The organism is Zongyangia sp., from assembly GCF_965361945.1.
Genome location: NZ_CBDTOK010000034.1, coordinates 1 through 3260 on the forward strand (window position 1 = coordinate 1; position 3260 = coordinate 3260).

Consider the following 3260-nt stretch of genomic DNA (forward strand, 5'->3'; position numbering starts at 1 on the left):
AACGGGCTGCTCAATTATCTAAAAAACAACAAATAGAAGGGAGCACCCTACTATGAATAAGAATATTGCGCTGATCAAGGGCGACGGTATTGGACCTGAAATCGTCGGTGAGGCTGTCAAGGTCCTGGACAAAATTGCGCAAACCTATGGCCACCATTTTTCCTACACAGAGGTACTGGCCGGTGGCTGCGCCATTGACGCAACCGGTCATCCCCTGCCCCAGGAATCCATCGAAAAATGCAAGCAAAGTGATAGTGTGCTGTTGGGAGCTGTGGGCGGTCCCAAATGGGATCAGCTAGACGGCAACCTCCGCCCAGAAAAGGCTCTTCTCGGCATCCGCAGCGCTTTGGGCCTTTTCTCCAACATCCGTCCTGCCAAGCTCTTCCCTCCGCTGGCTCACGCTTGTCCCCTGCGCCCCGACATTAGTGGCGGCGGACTGGATCTGGTCATCGTCCGTGAGCTTATCGGCGGCGTATATTTTGGCGAACGGGACACCACGATGAAAAACGGGGAAAAATACGCCTATGATACGATGGGTTATTCCGAGCACGAAATTGAACGGATTGGCCGGGTAGCCTTTGAAATGGCAAGGAAACGCCGGAAAAAGGTGACCAGTGTCGATAAGGCCAATGTGTTGGACAGCTCACGGCTTTGGCGGGAGGTCATGCACCGTCTGGCCCGGGAATACAGCGACGTGGAATACGCTGATATGTTGGTGGATAATACCGCCATGCAGCTGGTGCGCAATCCCGGCCAGTTTGACGTCATCGTCACTGAAAACATGTTTGGCGATATTCTCTCCGATGAGGCCAGTATGATTACCGGTTCTATCGGGATGATCCCCTCCTCTAGCTTAGGCGCAGGGACTCTGGGCATGTATGAGCCCATCCATGGATCCGCTCCGGATATTGCCGGGAAAAATATCGCCAATCCTATTGCTACCATTCTTTCCGCTGCGATGATGCTGAAATACTCCTTCGATATGGCAAAAGAAAGCGATGCTATTGAAGATGCAGTAGCTACAGTCCTTTCGCAGGGATATCGAACCAGTGATATTATGAGTGAAGGTTGTACCCTGCTCTCCTGCACCGAGATGGGAGATCAGATAGCTTCCCTGATCTAGCTAAAAAATAAAGGGACCGAGGAAATATTTCCTCGGTCCCTTTATTTTTTGTTAGATTCTTCCTCGCATAAATACCATCCAACCAGTGAATTCTATAGTAGAGCGCTTTTTATATCATCATATTAGATCACTCTCCGCCCACTGAAACACGGAGGTGTTTGGAGGTGCAATATGGAAAAGAAATTGAGTTGGTTTCGACCTGCATTCACAGCGATTGTATTGACCTTGGCGGGCATCTTTGTCATCTATCTTGTCTATGATATGCTATTTCTGCCTAAGTTACAGATTTCCCAGCGCCAGGTTCTCCACAATTATGCATATAATACCCCTTACTATATTGGTAACATCGCCACAAAAGAAGGATTTCTTTCCCCTACCATCGAAAAAGTCAGCTTTTATGGTGGAACTAACCTATTAAGCTCCCAAGATATTTCGCTTTACCTCTATAAAGGGCAGGAAACTACCCCCTTTCTGACAAGTTCCGCTGACGATTTTGGTGGAAATTTGGTCAGCGCAGAGGGAGAAAAGCTTCCTTCTACCCCCTTTCAGCTGATCTATCTTGTTCGCATATCTCCTGAAAATGAAGGCCGCCTGAAAACCATCAACATGCGGATCACCTTCTCTTACTTTGGCATTATTAAAAAGGACCAACACTATACCATTTCTTTTTTCCTCTGACCTTTATTTTTAGGGCAGCCACCATAGCTGCTCACACACAGCATTTAATTTAAATCTTTACCGATACTTTTCTTCATGACATTTTTTAACTTTTACTTTTTTCGTGCAGAAACTATGAGCATCATGGGCCTTCGCATCTCATCCTTCATTCCCGGTACCGTATCCAGCATAGAAGCCGGGGGCTTTGGTTCCACTACCCGGATCAGTTCAAAGCCATGGTTACATAGACCTTCTAGGTAAGTCGTCAAGGTCCTATGATACTTGATGACTTTTTCACCGAGAAAAACCGCTTCCCTCTTTCCCTCCTCATAATAGTGATCCACAGGAAAGTGGAGAATATTCCCCGCATCATCATAAATCCAGTCCTGGTTGCCATATGCTGTAAACACCGGATGCTCCACCGAAAATACAAAGGAGCCTCCCGGACAGAGATAAGCATTCACCTTGCGAACAATTTCTTCATAATCAGCTACATAATGAAGCGCAAGGGAACTGAGCACAATGTCAAAGCTGTCGTTGGGAAATTTCATGTCTTCCATGGCCAAACAATGGTAGACAACCTGGGAAAAATGTGTCTTTTTTCTGGCAATGTCCAGCATCCGTTGAGAAATGTCAATTCCAACTACAGAGTCTGCTCCCTGCTCCATGGCATAAATACAATGCCATCCATATCCGCATCCCAGATCCAATACCTTCTTTCCACGAAAATCCGGCAACAACTCTTTGAGCGTCTCCCATTCCCCTGCTCCCTGAAGTCCCTGTTTGGAGCGGCTCATTTGGCTGTATTTTTCAAAAAATATAGGATCGTCATATTTATTTTCTTTCATTTGTCATTCTCCAATCTTTCATGTAAAATACTTTTATATGGAATATGTTTGTGATGAGGAAGAATTTTTCCGTCTACGTTTCCCCATATATTGACTTGGACCTATACGACATGATATTCTATATTTACACAAAATAATATGTTTTTCGACTTTTGTTATTCTATGAAGGCTACAGACATAAACATCCGTTTCCTTTTATTTTATAACAGATTCCAATAAATTTTGTCAATCTGCACAACCTGCACTATTAGTTCGTGGTTTTCTGAAGGAACGTGGTATATTCTTCCTTCTGAGGAGGATTGTACTATGTCCCTGAAATCCATTTTTTCTCACGAGGTATATCGAGCCCGCTCTGAACTGGGTTTAACCCAGCAGGAAGTTGCTGACGCCATTTCTATTTCAGTACGGTGGTATCAATATATTGAAAAGGGTGCATCCATTCCTGGATCTATTGTCATGCTTCGGCTGATCTTGTTCCTCAATCTAGATGTCAACACATTTTGGGATGAATCTGAAATTTGTGTTCCTATACGCTATCGATACAGATATGCTCCTGTAAAAGAGTCCCTGTCTTCTCCTGAACTTGGTTCCTATCATTCGGTGGGACTATCTGCCTATCGTTATTCCGATCA

4 protein-coding genes are annotated in these 3260 nt (G+C 45.0%); 3 read left to right on the plus strand and 1 reads right to left on the minus strand.

The genetic code is table 11. From position 1 onward, the window contains the following. The first annotated feature begins 52 nt into the window (after positions 1-52). Positions 53-1123: a 3-isopropylmalate dehydrogenase gene (leuB, locus tag ACZ25G_RS02020; protein ID WP_463681363.1), complete on the plus strand. Its 1071-nt coding sequence runs from the start codon at positions 53-55 to the stop codon at positions 1121-1123. A gap of 171 nt (positions 1124-1294) precedes the next feature. Further along, a complete protein-coding gene (locus ACZ25G_RS02025; RefSeq protein ID WP_463681364.1) occupies positions 1295-1801 on the plus strand; it encodes a hypothetical protein in 507 nt (168 codons plus the stop codon). Positions 1802-1893: 92 nt separating this feature from the next. Here the strand turns inward: ACZ25G_RS02025 and ACZ25G_RS02030 are convergent, their stop codons facing one another. Beyond that, entirely contained in the window at positions 1894-2628 is a 735-nt protein-coding gene (locus tag ACZ25G_RS02030) for a class I SAM-dependent methyltransferase (protein WP_463681365.1), read from the minus strand. Positions 2629-2934: 306 nt separating this feature from the next. On the opposite strand from ACZ25G_RS02030, the gene ACZ25G_RS02035 reads away from it, so the two are divergent. Next, positions 2935-3260 (plus strand): helix-turn-helix transcriptional regulator (locus ACZ25G_RS02035; protein WP_463681366.1); only part of this gene is annotated, 326 nt, incomplete at its 3' end.

Bases quoted from the DNA above. Each gene is read 5' to 3' on its own strand.
- ACZ25G_RS02025 (WP_463681364.1), top strand. From the start codon at position 1,295: ATGGAAAAGAAATTGAGTTGGTTTCGACCTGCATTCACAGCGATTGTA.
- ACZ25G_RS02030 (WP_463681365.1), bottom strand. From the start codon at position 2,628: ATGAAAGAAAATAAATATGACGATCCTATATTTTTTGAAAAATACAGC.
- leuB (WP_463681363.1), top strand. From the start codon at position 53: ATGAATAAGAATATTGCGCTGATCAAGGGCGACGGTATTGGACCTGAA.